This is a genomic window from Pseudomonas iranensis, from assembly GCF_014268585.2.
GTDB lineage: Bacteria > Pseudomonadota > Gammaproteobacteria > Pseudomonadales > Pseudomonadaceae > Aquipseudomonas > Aquipseudomonas iranensis.
Map to the genome: position 1 here is coordinate 4,664,289 of NZ_CP077092.1, position 15,121 is coordinate 4,679,409.

Annotated in this window: 10 protein-coding genes, 4 tRNA genes and 1 pseudogene; 5 read left to right on the forward strand and 10 right to left on the reverse strand. The window is 60.5% G+C overall.

Annotated features, from left to right (window positions below; translation table 11 throughout):
* The first annotated feature begins 4 nt into the window (after window positions 1–4).
* A complete protein-coding gene (locus tag HU724_RS20955; protein WP_186567740.1) occupies window positions 5–1,744 on the forward strand; it encodes a dipeptidase in 1,740 nt (579 codons plus the stop codon).
* 60 nt (window positions 1,745–1,804) lie between these two features.
* Here HU724_RS20955 and HU724_RS20960 read toward each other — a convergent pair whose 3' ends face one another.
* From HU724_RS20960 to HU724_RS20980, 5 genes are all read right to left on the reverse strand, one after another.
* Window positions 1,805–3,166 (reverse strand): MATE family efflux transporter, encoded by a 1,362-nt coding sequence (locus tag HU724_RS20960; protein ID WP_186567739.1) that lies wholly within the window; start codon window positions 3,164–3,166, stop codon window positions 1,805–1,807.
* A gap of 204 nt (window positions 3,167–3,370) precedes the next feature.
* Window positions 3,371–3,446: transfer RNA gene (locus tag HU724_RS20965), tRNA-Gly, on the reverse strand.
* Between the two features lie 3 nt (window positions 3,447–3,449).
* Window positions 3,450–3,525 (reverse strand) — tRNA-Glu (locus HU724_RS20970).
* A 104-nt stretch (window positions 3,526–3,629) separates the two neighbouring features.
* Window positions 3,630–3,705: transfer RNA gene (locus tag HU724_RS20975), tRNA-Gly, on the reverse strand.
* A 2-nt stretch (window positions 3,706–3,707) separates the two neighbouring features.
* A tRNA-Glu gene (locus HU724_RS20980) sits at window positions 3,708–3,783 on the reverse strand.
* Between the two features lie 384 nt (window positions 3,784–4,167).
* On the opposite strand from HU724_RS20980, the gene HU724_RS20985 reads away from it, so the two are divergent.
* Window positions 4,168–4,926, forward strand: a complete 759-nt coding sequence (locus HU724_RS20985) for a hypothetical protein (RefSeq protein ID WP_186569864.1) — start codon at window positions 4,168–4,170, stop codon at window positions 4,924–4,926.
* A 242-nt stretch (window positions 4,927–5,168) separates the two neighbouring features.
* Here HU724_RS20985 and HU724_RS28030 read toward each other — a convergent pair whose 3' ends face one another.
* From HU724_RS28030 to HU724_RS21000, 4 genes and pseudogenes are all read right to left on the reverse strand, one after another.
* Window positions 5,169–6,050 (reverse strand): methyl-accepting chemotaxis protein, encoded by an 882-nt coding sequence (locus HU724_RS28030; RefSeq protein ID WP_372241007.1) that lies wholly within the window; start codon window positions 6,048–6,050, stop codon window positions 5,169–5,171.
* Window positions 6,030–7,136 (reverse strand): annotated as a pseudogene (locus HU724_RS28035) (HAMP domain-containing protein); the annotation flags it as partial. The gene HU724_RS28030 and the pseudogene HU724_RS28035, both read right to left, overlap by 21 nt.
* Before the next feature lie 108 nt (window positions 7,137–7,244).
* On the reverse strand, window positions 7,245–8,645 hold the full coding sequence (locus HU724_RS20995; RefSeq protein WP_186569862.1) for an aminotransferase-like domain-containing protein: 1,401 nt from the start codon (window positions 8,643–8,645) through the stop codon (window positions 7,245–7,247).
* Window positions 8,646–8,836: 191 nt separating this feature from the next.
* A complete protein-coding gene (locus HU724_RS21000; RefSeq protein ID WP_186569861.1) occupies window positions 8,837–9,598 on the reverse strand; it encodes an SDR family oxidoreductase in 762 nt (253 codons plus the stop codon).
* A gap of 237 nt (window positions 9,599–9,835) precedes the next feature.
* Here HU724_RS21000 and HU724_RS21005 point away from each other — a divergent pair, with 237 nt between their 5' ends.
* Window positions 9,836–10,840 (forward strand): NADP-dependent oxidoreductase, encoded by a 1,005-nt coding sequence (locus HU724_RS21005; RefSeq protein ID WP_016773662.1) that lies wholly within the window; start codon window positions 9,836–9,838, stop codon window positions 10,838–10,840.
* A gap of 125 nt (window positions 10,841–10,965) precedes the next feature.
* On the opposite strand, the gene pyrF is transcribed toward HU724_RS21005, so the two are convergent.
* Window positions 10,966–11,664: an orotidine-5'-phosphate decarboxylase gene (pyrF, locus tag HU724_RS21010; protein ID WP_186569860.1), complete on the reverse strand. Its 699-nt coding sequence runs from the start codon at window positions 11,662–11,664 to the stop codon at window positions 10,966–10,968.
* Between the two features lie 262 nt (window positions 11,665–11,926).
* Here pyrF and HU724_RS21015 point away from each other — a divergent pair, with 262 nt between their 5' ends.
* Window positions 11,927–12,676: a response regulator gene (locus tag HU724_RS21015; protein ID WP_186569859.1), complete on the forward strand. Its 750-nt coding sequence runs from the start codon at window positions 11,927–11,929 to the stop codon at window positions 12,674–12,676.
* Entirely contained in the window at window positions 12,676–13,725 is a 1,050-nt protein-coding gene (locus tag HU724_RS21020) for an ATP-binding protein (protein ID WP_186569858.1), read from the forward strand. Before HU724_RS21015 ends, HU724_RS21020 begins: the two co-directional genes overlap by 1 nt.
* The last annotated feature ends 1,396 nt before the right edge of the window (window positions 13,726–15,121 follow it).

Below are 15,121 nucleotides of genomic sequence, written 5' to 3' on the forward strand. Positions count from 1 at the left end.
TTACATGGTCTTTTCCCTGAAAAAACTGGCCGCTGCCACGCTCGTCATGGCCAGCCTCACAGCGTTCACCAGCGCCGCACAAGCCAACATCACTGCCGAGCAAAGCGCGGCAATCCTGAAATCCTTCGACGGCAAGAGCTTGACGGATTTCCGCAGCTTCCTTGGCAGCCTGGCGCAAAGCAATCTGGCCAAGACGGATAAGCTCAACCCCTCCATCAGCGCCTTCCTCGACAACAAGACTCTGAACGCCGAACAGCAGAATGAAATTCACCGTCTGCTGGGCATTTATACCCGCGTGAAATATGGCAAGGCCGCGCTGGAAACCCTGCGCCAACTCGTCGAGATCCCGACCTTCCGCAAGGACGGCGTAGAGCAACACGACAACCCGGAATTCATCAAGATTGCCGGCGAGATCCAGAAACTCGCCGAATCCTTCGGTTTGAAATTCCGCAATGTCGATAACCGTGTCTACGAAATTTCTCTGGACGGCAAAGGCGACGAAGTCGTCGGCATTCATGCCCACGCCGATGTGGTGCCGGTGACGCCGGAAAACTGGGTGCTGAAGGACGGCACCAAACTCGACCCGTTCAAAGTCACGCTGATTGGCGATCGCATGTACGGTCGCGGCACCGAGGATGACAAGAACGCTATCGTCGTGGCGCTGTACGCCATGAAAGTGATCAAGGACGAGAAACTGCCACTGGCGCGTAACTTCAAGTTGCTGGTCGACACCACTGAAGAAACCAGCGGCGATGCCATTCCTTATTACTTCGAACGCAACCCGACGCCGAACTACAACATGGCGCTGGACGGCGGTTATCCGGTGGTGATCGCCGAAAAAGGTTACGGCACCGTCATGGCCAACTTTGCCAAACGCAAAGGTGAAGGCAACGGTGCGGAAATCATTTCGATGACCGGCGGCAAAGCGACCAACCAGATTCCGTCCGCTTCGGTGGTCACACTGGTAACCGACAAGCCAGCCGAGCTCGCCGCCAGTCTGCAAAAAGCCGGCGACGCTTATGCCAAGGCCAACGGCGGCGATTTCGAAGTCGCGGCAAAGGTTGATGGCAAAGACGTCAAACTGACCGTGACGGGGGTTTCTGCGCACTCCTCCGAACCAGAGTCCGGCGTCAACCCGGTCGCGCGGATGCTGAGCTTCATCAACAGCCTGGACGGCAAAGTCGCGCTCAAGCACAACCAGTTCACCGATGCCGCGCGTTATGCCGATGACAACTGGGGCCTGGACTACCTGGGCAAAAAACTCGGCGTGGGCTTCTCCGACTCGTTCATGGGGCCACTGACCACCTCGCTGACCTACGTCGGTGAGGATGACAAAACCTTCAAACTGGCGGTGAATCTGCGCGTACCGAAGGGCAAGTCTCCGGAAAAGCTCAAGGCTGAGATCGCCGAAAAGCTGGACGCCTGGAGCAAGAAGACTCATGTCGCTGTAGCGTTCGACTATTCCGTGGCCGAACCGATGTATCGCAACCCAGAAGGTGAATGGGTCAAGGCGCTGCTTGCCGTAGCCAGCGAAAACCTCGGCATGAAGTCGGAATTCGGTACTTCCGCTGGTGCGACGTCGGTTCACGAATTGCCGAACGGCGTGCAATTCGGCCTGGCGCGACCTGAGGCCAAATACACCGGCCACACCGATGGCGAATTCAAGACCGTCGATCAGTTCCTGCTGGATCTGCAGATCGTCACGGAAATGATGGGGCGTGTCGGGCAGTTGCCGAAGCTTTGAATATCGGTTCAACCCGGTGGTAAAGAAAGGCCCGAGGGTATGCACCCTCGGGCCTTTCTTTCATTGCATGACCGTGGTCGCTTCCCGGCTGCGGTGGACGAAGCGCCATCCCATCAACACCGTCGCCAGCGTCAACGCAGTGATGAGCCCTGCCCATATCCCTTGCGGCCCCCAGTCCATACCAAACGCCATCAAACATCCCAGCGGCAGACCTACTCCCCAATAGCAGAAGATCGCCAGCCACATGGGGATTCGCGTGTCCTGCAAACCTCGCAACGCTCCCGCCGCGAGCATCTGCAAGCCATCTGGAAACTGCAAAGCCGCAGCGTAGAGGAGCAGCGTCGAAGCCAGCGCGGTGACTGCGAGATCCGAGCTGTACCAGCCGGCAATCATCTGGTTTCCCAAAAGCATGGCCAACACCGAAAAACTCTGGGTGACAAGAACGATGGCACAGCCTGCGTAAGCCGCCCGCCGCAACGCCCTGAAGTCGCCTCGGCCCAGCGCGTGACCGACCCGCACGGTTGTCGCCTCGGCGACGGCGACCGGGATCATGAAACACAGCTGCGCGAGATTGACTGCGATCTGATGCGCCGCTAGATACGTCGAACCGAGTCGGCCGATGAGTAAAGAGGTAACGATGAAAAGACTGCCCTGGGTCAGAATCGCAATACCAATAGGCATCCCGACACGCAACAATTCCAGAATGCCGGCGCGACACGGCAGATCAAAGCGGGAAAACAACTGCAAATGCGCCAACCGCCTGGAGTGCCAAAGGTACCCGGCAAACAGCAGGGCCTGCAGCCACATCATCGATGCCGAGGCGATGCCAAGGCCTTGAGCGCCCAACTCCGGAAAACCCAGCTTGCCATTGGTCAGTACGTAACCCAGTGGCGCCAGCAACAGCAAACCACCAAAGCTCAAAACCATGGTCGGGCGCATCCAGTGCATTCCTTCGCACAGATAGCGCATGCAGAAAAACAAGGTCAGCGCCGGACTACCCCAACGCACCGCGTGCAGAAAGTCCTGCGCGCCGGGAATCATCTGCGGCGCAATCCCCGCCGGTGCCAATAGTGCGGGAGCGACACTGAGGAATCCGAACATCAAAAGCCCCATTAACAGCGCCAACCACAGTGCCTGGCGAAAAACCGGGCCGATTTCGCTTATCCGATCCGCCCCGTGCAAACGTGCGACCGAAGCGGTCAGCGCAATCAGCGTACCGATCGGCACCAGCATCGGCAGCCACAACAACGCAGTGCCCAAAGTCACTGCCGCGAGGGTATCGGTGCCATGGTTGCCGGCGATCAGGTTGTCAACGAAGGCGATAAGCCCGGCACTGACATGCCCGATGACCAACGGCAACGCCAGCCAGACGGTGGCCCGTATTTCACGCAACGCGTCAACAGTGGCAGTTTTTTGAAACATTGAATGAGATCCTCAGATTCGACTGGCCGGTGCTGGCGTCATAGCCAGGGAAGGCGTCGTTATCTCAGAATTGATCCTGCGCTGGCTGTCGGCTGCTTCCGAGTTTCACGGAATCGCTGTAGGAAAGTTGTAACAGAGCGCGGCAGGTACAAAACGCGCACAAACAAAAACGCCGATCATCACTGATCGGCGTTTTTGTGAAATTGGAGCGGGAAACGAGACTCGAACTCGCGACCCCGACCTTGGCAAGGTCGTGCTCTACCAACTGAGCTATTCCCGCAAATGGCGTCCCCTAGGGGACTCGAACCCCTGTTACCGCCGTGAAAGGGCGGTGTCCTAGGCCACTAGACGAAGGGGACACGCTACCCGGAACACATGGTGTGTGTTTCGGTGTCCAGATCCGCATCCGAAGACTTGGTTCTGGTTTCACTCAGCACCGCCCGAAAGCACTGCTGTTTAAAATTGGAGCGGGAAACGAGACTCGAACTCGCGACCCCGACCTTGGCAAGGTCGTGCTCTACCAACTGAGCTATTCCCGCATTGGCGTCCCCTAGGGGACTCGAACCCCTGTTACCGCCGTGAAAGGGCGGTGTCCTAGGCCACTAGACGAAGGGGACACACTACAACATTCACTCCCTGCCGCGTTTCGCTGTGTGCTTTACGCTGCAAGTGGCGCGCATTCTATGGATGGATTGAGGGGTCGTCAACCCCCTGATATAAATTTATTTAAATCAATGACTTCGACCTGGATTACGGGCCACGTAGGGCTTTTCCGTCGTCCGAAACCTGACGCCTATATTCCGCCACTCGCCAAGGCGTTATAGTCCACCGCACAGTGATGGCAATCTGCACATCAAGCGCCAGCATTCATCTATACAGCTGGCGGCCGATACAGATTGCAACAGCCGATCAAACCCGTCGAGCGGCGCTAGGCGCCTAAATGCCCAGCCACTACACTCGCATGCGAACCCTATAAAGAGGTCTTACCGGTGACACCACTCATGATCACCCTGCTAGTCGTAGCCGGGATCGCAATTCTGATCGCCATTGGCTACATGAACCATGTGGTGGAAAACAACAAACTGGAGAAGGCCCGCACCAAAGTCGAACTCAACGACCGCCTGCGCCGCTGCGGCGAACTGACCGAAACCTTCCCCGGCCAGTTCATGACCCCTGCGCTCAAGCTACTGCTGACCCGCCTGGAACTCAACGTCTGCCAGCGCCTGCTCAATCTGGAAAAAACCAGCGCAACCACCAAGGCCCGCATCACCGAACTAAACGCGTTGGTGGCCCAAGGCGAATCGATCCCGGTCAACAACCCGCCGGCACCGATCCTGACTGAAGCCAAAGCCAAAGACGTGCGCTTCCTCCTCGAAGCCCTGCACGGCCAGATCACCCGCGCCGCCCACGACGGTTTCCTGCCACCGAACGAGGCCAAGCAGTGGATTCGCGAAGTGCGCCACATCCTCGTGCTGCTGCACATCGAATTCTTCAACAACCTCGGCCAACAGTCCCTGCAACAAAACCAACCCGGCCAGGCCCGTCTCGCCTTCGAACGCGGCGTGCAATATCTGCGCAAACAGCAGGACCCGCAGATGTATGCCGAGCAACTGCAATACCTGGAAAAACTCCTTGCCCGTGCCAATGCCCAGGTCATGGACAAGATTGCCCCGGTTGAAGGTGAAGAGAACCAATTGACTGCCGGTTTGAAGGATGTCGAAGCGGATGCGGACTGGAAGAAGAAAGTGATTTACGACTGAGTCGGGAATACTGATAAAGAAGCCACCGTTATTGGTGGCTTTTTTGTGGGCGACTTGAAAGAGGAGGTGAATTGAAGACCGCTTTCGCGAGCAGGCTCGCTCCCACATCGGGAAGCAGTGTTCTCAGGTAAAAATCGGTCGGCTGTCAGGCCGCCTTCGCTGGCAAGCCAGCTCCCACAGAAAAGCAAAAGCGGAGGTTCACCCAAACCCCGAGAGCCTGGTCGGCCCAAGGCCGCCAAGACTCAAAGCCGAAAATGCCCAACCATCGAGCGCAACTCCCCGCCCAACTGCGCCAGCTCAACACTCGAAGCCGCATTCCCGCGCATGGCCACGGAAGAGTGATCCGCACTCGCGCGAATCTGCGTAACACTGCGATTGATCTCCTCCGCCACCGAACTCTGCTCCTCCGCCGCCGCCGCGATCTGCTGATTCATCTGCTGAATCAACGACACCGCCGCCGCAATACTCCCCAGCGCACTCTCGGTCTGCAACGCATCACTGACCGCCAGCTTCACCAGTTCGCCACTGCTGCGAATCTGCTGCACCGACGACTGCGCCGCCGCGCGCAAGGCACTGACCAGCCGCTCGATCTCCTCGGTCGATTGCTGCGTGCGCCGCGCCAGTGCACGCACCTCATCGGCCACCACCGCGAATCCCCTGCCCTGCTCGCCGGCCCGCGCCGCTTCGATCGCCGCGTTCAGCGCCAACAGATTGGTCTGCTCGGCCACGCTCTTGATCACCTCCAGCACCGTGCCGATATTCTGAATCTCGGCGCTGAGGCTCTCGATGCTGGAACTGGCCGAGGTCGCCGAATCCGCCAACTGCTCGATCCGCGCCATGCTCTGGCGCACCACTTGCTGGCCACTCTCGACCTTGTCATCCGCCGTCTGCGCCGCCAGCGCCGCCTCTTCGGCATTGCGCGCGACGTCATGCACGGTGGCGGTCATCTGGTTCATGGCCGTGGCGACCTGCTCGGTTTCCTCCTTCTGGCTGTTGACCTCCAGATTGGTCTGCTCGGTCACCGCCGACAGCGATTGCGCGGAACCGGCCAAGCGCTCGATGCCGGCCTGCAAGCCACTGACAATCGTGCCAAGGCCGGCAGCCATCTGCTGCATCGCCAACATCAGCTGACCCATTTCATCGCGGCGCGTCACCTCGACCTTCGCCGTCAGATCACCCGCAGCAATCTGCTGCGCCACGCGAATCACACTGCGCAGCGGCGCAACGATCAGGCGCGTGATCACCCACGCGGCGAGTAATCCGACCAACAAGGCCAGCGCCGAAGAGCCAATGATCAACACCGTGTTCTTTTTCAGCTCCGCCTGCATCGAAGCATCTTCGGCGACGTAGGCCTGATTGACCCGGTCCACCACCTGCGCAGCACGCTGATGCAGTTGGTCATAAACCGTTTTTTCTTGCGCCAGCAAACCGGTGTATTCAGCCAGTTTCTCGCTGAATCCGGCGATATGCCCCGACACTTCGTTGAGCACCGTCAGATAGCCCTCGTCCTTGACCGTGGTTTTCAGCGCCTCGGCCTGCTCCTGCGCTTGCGCGGCCTGTTCGATGTTGCCCTGGCTGGCATTGTCGGCATCGCCCTTGCGGCTCTGATCCAGACGCACCCGCGCTTCGTTCATCGCCTGCAGCATCAGTCGCGAGACCTGACTGACCTGATTCGCCTGTTCGATGAACTGGGCACCGTCCTTGCCCTCGGTGTCTTTCAAGGTGTAGGCGCCATCATCGGCCAGGCCGCTCTGCAACACGTCAAGGTTATTGGCCACGCTCGACACCGACCAACTGGCCATCTCGAGCGCAAGGTCCTTGGCCTGGCTCAGCGAGACGAATTCATCGAAGGCCTTGCGATACGCGCCCAGCGCTTGCTCGACATCGCTCATCACCGGCACATTGGCCGGGGAATGCGCCTTGAGCTCACCGGCAAGGACGATCAGCCCATCGACGCCCTCGCGCAAGGCATCGGCGGTCTTCGGATTGCCGCGCAGGGCGTACTCCTGCTCGAGCAGGCGTACCTTGAGCAGGCCGCTGTTGAGCGCGGACATCTGCTTCAGGCCGTCGAAACGCAGGCTGATGGTTTGCAGAGACCAGACACCGATCGCCGCGACCAATGCAGTCAGCAGCAAGACCAGCACAAATCCGATACCCAGTTTTTTCGCCATACCGAGGTTGGCAAAACGTCCTTGCACGGCCGAAATCATTGCGCGTAGTCCCCTGCCAAAGTCTGTTGCCGAAGATTCGCAACGGGCTCGAACCAGCACAAGACTCTGGCGTCGGAATAATGGCAAAAAGCTACGCCCGCGTCGTTTTCAGAATGCTGGAGGTCGATCCGCGCAAGTATTGCGAAAAAACTGCCGGGCGCGCGGGTCGCAGGCGCAGGCGACATTGATGCGCTGCCAGTCACCGCACTCACCGCTGGGACTGAAAGCATCCGCTGCCGATAACTCCAGCCCGCAACGCTGGGCCTGCCTGCGTACCGACGCCTGATCGCTCGACCGTGCGCGCGCCCAGATGAACAGGCCGCCAACCGGCTTGCCGAACACTTCCCACTCGGCATCTTCCAGGGCCTGCAAGGCCGCCGCGCGATCGGCATTCAAGCGCTGGCGCTGGCGCTGCACCAGTTTGCGATACGCACCGGTCGCCATCAGCCTGGCCAGCACCGCCTCGGCCAGCCTCGAGCAACCCAGGCCGCTGATCATCTTGACCTCGGCCAGGCGCTTCAGCAGTTCGCTGTCGCCCAGAACAAAGCCGATCCGCAACGAACTGCTCAGTGTCTTGGAAAAGCTGCCGACATAAATGACCCGGCCGCCATGGTCCAGCGCCGCCAACCGCGTACCGCTGCCGGTGTGCAGATCAGCGTAGACGTCATCTTCGATCACGCGCAGGTCGTAGGTCTTGCTCAATTGCACGATGCGCTGGGCCACCGCAGGCGTCAGGCAGCTGCCGGTGGGGTTGTGGTGATGGCTGCCGATGAACAAGGCAGCGGGACGAAACTGACGCAGCACTGACTCGAGCATGTCGATGTCCGGCCCGCTCGGTGTCCGACGCACTTCGAGCATCTGTACGCCGTGCAGGCGCAGCAGGTCAAACAACGGTGCATAACCGGGCGTTTCCACCACCACGCAGTCGCCGGCCTTGAACAGGGTGCGCACGATCAGATCGAGCGCATGACTGGCACCGCTGGTACTCATGAGCCGAGCACTGCAGGCGTCGATATGCAGCAGTTTCAGGCGCTTGGCAATTTGCTCGCGCAACGCTGGCAGGCCCAGCGGCGAGCTGTAGTTGAACAGGCTGGCCATGTCGGTGCGCGCCACCTCGCGTAATGCGTAGCTGAGGTCGTCGGGCTCACGCCAGCTCGGCGGCAAGCCTCCTTGCCCCAAGATCAAGCGGCCCGTCGAAGCGCTCACCTCATCGCACCACGCATGGCGGCCCTCGAACACTGCCAGTTCCGAGTCCGTTTCGCGCAACGGCGGCGAGGCCGCGACGATGAATCCCGCGCCCTGACGCGTGCTCAATACGCCCTGCGAAACCAGGCGCTCGCAGGCTTCGACGACACACGACTGGCTGAGCAGATTACCCCGGGCGATTTGCCGTACGGAGGGCAACCGGGTGGCCGGCGGGATACCGCTTTGCACAATCCAGTCAGTCATTCCGTCGACGATCTGCTGCACGACCGGCACCATTGCCTGTCGGTCAATTCTCAGTTCCATGAGCTCGCAAACTCCTGTCAGTTTTGCTGGCAGCAGTAAATCACAGCCGCGCCGCCGAGGCTGTGCGACAACACCGCCAAATGCGGCAGTTCTAACGATTTGATACACATTGTTTAACGGTATTCACAGGGACCGACCGCGAGGTACAAAAAAACCCGCACGCAGACGGGTTCTTTGTATTTCGGCAACTTTCAAAACGCCGTCACGCCGCCGTCCACCGCCAATGAGTGCCCAGTAGTGAATGCCGCACCATCGCTGCACAGATACAGCACCGCGCTGGCGATTTCCTCGACCTTGCCAATGCGCCCGACCGGGTGCATGGCGTTGGCGAATTCGGCCTTCTTCGGGTCGGCTTCGTAGGCACGGCGGAACATGTCCGTATCGATCACTGCCGGGCACACAGCGTTGACGCGGATTTTCTTTTTCGCGTATTCGATCGCCGCCGACTTGGTCAGGCCGATCACCGCATGTTTCGACGCCGCGTAGATGCTCATTTTCGGCGCCGCACCCAGCCCGGCTACCGACGCCGTATTGACGATCGCGCCACCGCCCTGCGCCAACAGCAACGGCAACTGATACTTCATGCACAGCCAGACGCCTTTGACGTTGACGCCCATGATCGCGTCGAACTCGTCCAGCGTACCGTCGGCGAGTTTGCCTTTCTCGATTTCGATCCCGGCGTTGTTGAAGGCATAGTCGAGCCGACCGTAGGTATCGATCACCTCATCCATCAGATTTTTTACATCGCTTTCCACCGTCACGTCGCAGCGCACGAAGGACGCTTCGCCACCGGCTGTACGAATCAGCGCCACCGTGCCTTCGCCGCCAGCCGCATCCAGGTCAGCCACCACCACTTTCAGGCCTTCGGCGGCAAACGCCAGGGCTGTCGCGCGACCGATGCCGTAGGCGGCTCCCGTGATTACAACCACCTGACCGGAAAACGTCATGCTCATGGGTATGTCCTCGAATGCAAAAAAACTGGGAGATGTTGGCGTCGCAGCATAGCCAAGGGCAGCGAAAGCACGTCAGCACTATGCAATCGCTGTTTACCGGCGCATGCGCCGCAGTGATGAAACCCGCCCCGTAACCATCACTGCACTGGATCGACTCGCATTCGCCGTATCAGCCAACCTTGCGACATCGCCGTTGAAGAGCTATCAACAAGGCTTCATTCCATTCGAGTGCCTGTCATGACCAACCAGACCAATCGCCAGTTCCTGCTCGCCAAACGCCCGGTGGGCGCCGCGACCCGCGAGACTTTCACTTATCAGGAAGTACCGGTCGGCGAGCCACAGGCAGGACAGATTCTGGTGAAAAACGAATACTTGTCCCTCGACCCGGCCATGCGCGGTTGGATGAACGAAGGCAAGTCCTACATCCCGCCGGTCGGACTCGGTGAGGTCATGCGCGCACTGGGCGTGGGGAAAGTCATCGCCTCGAACAATCCTGGCTTCGCCGTCGGCGATTACGTCAACGGCGCCCTCGGCGTGCAGGATTATTTCCTCGGCGAGCCGCGCGGTTTCTACAAGGTCGACCCGAAACTCGCGCCATTGCCACGCTATCTGTCTGCACTGGGCATGACCGGCATGACCGCCTACTTCGCCCTGCTCGACGTCGGCGCCCCGAAAGCCGGTGACACCGTGGTGCTGTCCGGCGCGGCCGGTGCGGTGGGCAGCGTGGCCGGGCAGATCGCCAAAATCAAAGGCTGCCGCGTCGTCGGCATCGCCGGCGGGGCCGACAAGTGCAAATTCCTCATCGACGAACTGGGCTTTGACGGCGCCATCGATTACAAGGCCGAAGACGTCGTGGCCGGTCTGAAGCGCGAATGCCCGAAAGGCGTGGACGTGTACTTCGATAACGTCGGCGGCGACATCCTCGACGCGGTGCTGAGCCGCTTGAACATGAAGGCGCGCGTGGTGATCTGCGGCGCGATCAGCCAGTACAACAATAAAGAAGCGGTCAAAGGCCCGGCCAATTACCTGTCACTGCTGGTCAATCGCGCGCGCATGGAAGGTTTTGTGGTGATGGACTACGCCGCGCAGTTCGCCAGCGCCGCCCAGGAGATGGCCGGCTGGATGGCCAACGGGCAGCTCAAGAGCAAGGAAGATGTGGTTGAAGGACTGGAGACGTTCCCTGAGACGCTGATGAAACTGTTCAACGGCGAGAACTTTGGCAAGTTGGTGTTGAAGGTTTAAGGCCCGCCTGAAACCAATGTGGGAGCGAGCCTGCTCGCGAAGCGGTGGATCAGTCGGTAATGATGCCGACTGACACTTCCTCTTCGCGAGCAGGCTCGCTCCCACAGTCGGATCTTCAATTAGCTTTAGGAAATTTCGGCTACGACTGCGGCCAACGCCTGCGCCGGATCTGCCGCCTGGCTGATCGGACGGCCGATTACCAGGTAATCGGAACCGGCATCCAGCGCCTGACGCGGGGTCAGAATGCGCCGTTGGTCGTCCTGCGCGCTGCCGGCCGGGCGAATCCCCGGGGTCACCAGTTGCAGCGACGGGTGCGCGGCTTTCAGCGCCGACGCTTCCAGCGCCGAACACACCAGACCGTCCATCCCGGCCTTCTCGGCCAGCGCCGCCAGACGCAGCACTTGTTCCTGCGGCTCGATATCCAGACCGATACCGGCCAGATCCTCGCGCTCCATGCTGGTCAGCACGGTCACACCAATCAACAACGGTTGCGGACCACTGCGCTTGTCCAGCTCCTCGCGGCAGGCTGCCATCATGCGCAGACCGCCGGAGCAGTGCACATTGACCATCCACACACCCATCTCGGCAGCGGCTTTCACAGCCATCGCAGTGGTGTTGGGGATGTCGTGGAATTTGAGATCCAGAAACACTTCAAAACCCTTGTCACGCAGGGTGCCGACGATTTCCGCCGCGCAACTGGTGAACAGTTCCTTGCCCACTTTGACCCGGCACAGTCTCGGGTCCAACTGGTCGGCCAGCTTCAGTGCGGCGTCACGGGTGGGGAAATCCAGGGCGACGATGATAGGAGTCTGGCAGGCGGACATGGATGGGCTCTCAGGCTGGTCGAAAACGGCGCGCATTGTAGCGGAACCGGCGGCAGCGCGGCACCCGATGATCGGTAAATCGTCGCGCTGGCGGTTATCAGCTTAGCCGGCGCGGCTATTGTGTCGACTCCGATACACAACCGACACGCCCGCAACACGCACCCGGGTTAGCCTCGCCCGGCGCAACACGTCCTTACAACAGCACTTCCCGCCTCCCGGCCGGACGCCTATGCTGAAACCACCACTGGCAGCGAACAGCCCCATGCACAACACCCCGACAACCGTGACGGATGAAAGCAAAGACGACAAGCGCTGGAGCATCCGCGCGCTGATCGTCGATGATGACGTGCCGATCCGCGAGCTGATGATCGATTACCTCGCCCGTTTCAACATTCACGCCAGCGGCGTCACCGACGGTGCGGCGATGCGCCAGGCGCTGCAGGGGGAACATTTCGACGTCATCGTCCTCGACCTGATGCTGCCCGGCGAAGACGGTCTGTCGCTGTGTCGCTGGCTGCGCGCCGAATCGGCCATCCCGATCCTGATGCTCACCGCCCGCTGCGAACCCACCGACCGCATCATCGGCCTCGAACTGGGCGCCGACGATTACATGGCCAAGCCGTTCGAACCGCGCGAACTGGTCGCCCGCATCCAGACCATCCTGCGCCGCGTGCGCGACGACCGCAGCGAACAGCGCGCGAACATTCGCTTCGACAACTGGCGCCTCAACAGCGTCCTGCGCCAAGTGGTCGCCGACAACGGCCTGGTAGTGCCGTTGTCCAACGCCGAATTCCGCCTGCTCTGGGTCTTCATCGAACGCCCGCGTCGCGTGCTCAGCCGCGAACAACTGCTCGACGCCGCTCGCGGTCGCTCGATCGAAGCCTTCGACCGCAGCATCGACCTGCTGGTCTCGCGCCTGCGGCAAAAACTCGGCGACGACTCGAAAGCCCCGCAACTGATCAAGACCGTGCGCGGCGAGGGTTACCTGTTCGACGCACGGGACATCGGTTGATGAAGGCGCGCTTCGACACCCTGTTCGGTCGCCTGTTCGGGGTGCTGTTCGTGGCGATTGTCCTGGCGCACCTGCTGGCCTTCGCCTGGTTCAGACTCTACGGCCCTCCTCCGCCCCCACCACCGCCCGAATTCTCAACGAATATCGACGGCCAACCGCCCATGCACGCCGCTGCTTACCCACCGAGGCAAGCACGCCCATGGTTCGGCGGCCCGGTGGTGCCGCTGACCTTTCAGTTCATCACCCTGATGATCGCCGCATGGTACGGCGCCAAGCTGCTCAGCCGGCCGATCCAGCGCCTGAGCGACGCCGCCGAGCGCCTGAGCGAAGACCTCGACAGCGACCCCCTCGACGAATCCGGCCCGCGCGAAGCTCGGCAAGCGGCGCACACCTTCAACCTCATGCAACGGCGCATCCGCGAACAGGTCCAGCAACGCGCGCGCATGCTCGGCGCCGTCTCCCACGACCTGCGCACGCCACTGTCACGCCTGAAACTGCGCCTGGAAAACATCAGCGACGACAAGCTGCAAAGCCAGATGCGCCAGGATCTGGACGACATGATCGGCATGCTCGACGCCACCCTCACCTATCTGCACGAACAACGCACCAGCGAAGCCTTGCAGTTGCTGGACGTGCAGGCGCTGGTCGAATCGCTGTGCGAAAACGCCCAGGACCAGGGCGCCGATGTACAGGTCAGCGGCCACTGCTCGCCTTTGCCAGTACAACCGATGGCGCTGCGCTCGTGCATCAACAACCTGCTGGACAACGCCCTGCGCTACGCCGGACAGGCAAGGATTGAACTGCTGGAACAGCGCGAAGAACTGCTGATTCGGGTGATTGATCACGGGCCGGGGATTGCTGAAGACCAGCGGGAAGCGGTGTTTGAGCCGTTCTATCGACTGGAAGGCTCGCGTAACCGCAACTCCGGCGGCGTAGGACTGGGCATGACCATCGCCCGCGAAGCCGCGCAGCGGCTGGGTGGGCGGTTGGATCTGGAAGAAACACCGGGTGGTGGGCTGACCGCCGTTGTCCGGTTGCCACGGGGCTGAGGCTCAGCCGACTTGAAGTGGGAGCGAGCCTGCTCGCGAAAGCGTCTGATGATTCAATGCATCTGTTGAATGTATCGGCCTCTTCGCGAGCAGGCTCGCTCCCACAATGAAACTGAGTGTATTCGGCAGATATTGGTTGGATGTGAGGGCGCTATCGCTGGCAAGCCAGCTCCCACAGGGATCGAGTGGTTTCAGAGAGAGATGGGTTGGCTGCCAGGCCGCCTTCGCGAGCAGGCTCGCTCCTACAGTTTGATCGAGCGCGTCCAGCGAGAAATGGGTCGGCTGTCAGGCCGCCTTTGCGAGCAGGCTCGCTCCCACAAAAGCAAAAGCAAAAGCAAAGCAGCGCAGCTGCCCGCGGCGAAGCCGCACCACTCAACAATGAGCGCAAGCTCGAGTGCTCTTGATCAGAGAGAGATGGGTTGGCTGTCAGGCCGCCTTCGCGAGCAGGCTCGCTCCCACAATGGAAACTGAGTGTATTCGGTAGATTGGTTGGATGTGAGGGCGCTATCGCTGGCAGGCCAGCTCCCACAGGGATCGAGTGGTTTCAGAGAGAGATGGGTTGGCTGCCAGGCCGCCTTCGCGAGCAGGCTCGCTCCCACAATGGAAACTGAGTGCATTCGGCAGATATTGGTTGGATGTGAGGGCGCTATCGCTGGCAAGCCAGCTCCCACAGGGATCGAGTGGTTTCAGAGAGAGATGGGTTGGCTGCCAGGCCGCCTTCGCGAGCAGGCTCGCTCCCACAATGAAACTAAGTGTATTCGGCAGATATTGGTTGGATGTGGAGGCGCTATCGCTGGCAAGCCAGCTCCCACAGGGATCGAGTGGTTTCAGAGAGAGATGGGTTGGCTTTGAGGGCGCCTTCGCGAGCGGGCTCGCTCCCACAATGAAACTGAGTGTATTCGGTAGATTGGTTGGATGTGAGGGCGCTATCGCTGGCAAGCCCAGCTCCCACAGGGATCGAGTGGTTTCAGAGAGAGATGGGTTGGCTGTCAGGCCGCCTTCGCGAGCAGGCTCGCTCCCACAATGGAAACTGAGTGTATTCGGTAGATTGGTTGGATGTGAGGGCGCTATCGCTGGCAAGCCAGCTCCCACAGGGATCGAGTGGTTTCAGAGAGAGATGGGTTGGCTGCCAGGCCGCCTTCGCGAGCAGGCTCACTCCTACAGTTTGATCGAGCGCGTCCAGCGAGAAATGGGTCGGCTGTCAGGCCGCCTTTGCGAGCAGGCTCGCTCCCACAAAAGCAAAAGCAAAAGCAAAGCAGCGCAGCTGCCCGCGGCGAAGCCGCACCACTCAACAATGAGCGCAAGCTCGAGTGCTCTTGATCTTGATCCACCGGCGACGTCGGAAGGCTGAGTGGAGGGATTGATCCGGGCGTGGGAGCGCAGCGACCGTCTGGCG